1 protein-coding gene is annotated in these 300 nt (G+C 58.0%); it reads right to left on the bottom strand.

The annotated features are described in order from the left end of the window. Positions 1 to 300 (bottom strand): condensation domain-containing protein (locus ACRCUN_RS34290; RefSeq protein ID WP_462146048.1); only part of this gene is annotated, 300 nt, incomplete at both ends.

Here is a 300-nt window from a genome sequence, read left to right as displayed (position 1 = left end):
TGTTCTGGCGCTGTTTGTTTCTGCCTGCAACGGAGTGGCCTCAACGTTTCCGAGAGCCAGTCCGGCGGCCGGATCGCTGTGTTGCCAAGGCAGGTTCTGCCAGGTCAGCAGGACTTGCACCAACGGGTGGTGGGTGAGTGATCTGATGGGATTGAGCCGCTCGACCAACACCTCGAACGGCACATCCTGATTTTCGAACGCCGCCAACGTACGTTCGCGCACCTGGTTCAGCAGGTCGGCAACGGTCGGATTACCCGTCAGATCGACGCGCAATACCAAGGTATTGACGAAGAATCCAAT

It is taken from the genome of Mycobacterium venezuelense, from assembly GCF_054919535.1.
Note: the sequence above shows the minus strand (reverse complement) of the source record. Positions and strands in the feature narration are given on the sequence as shown.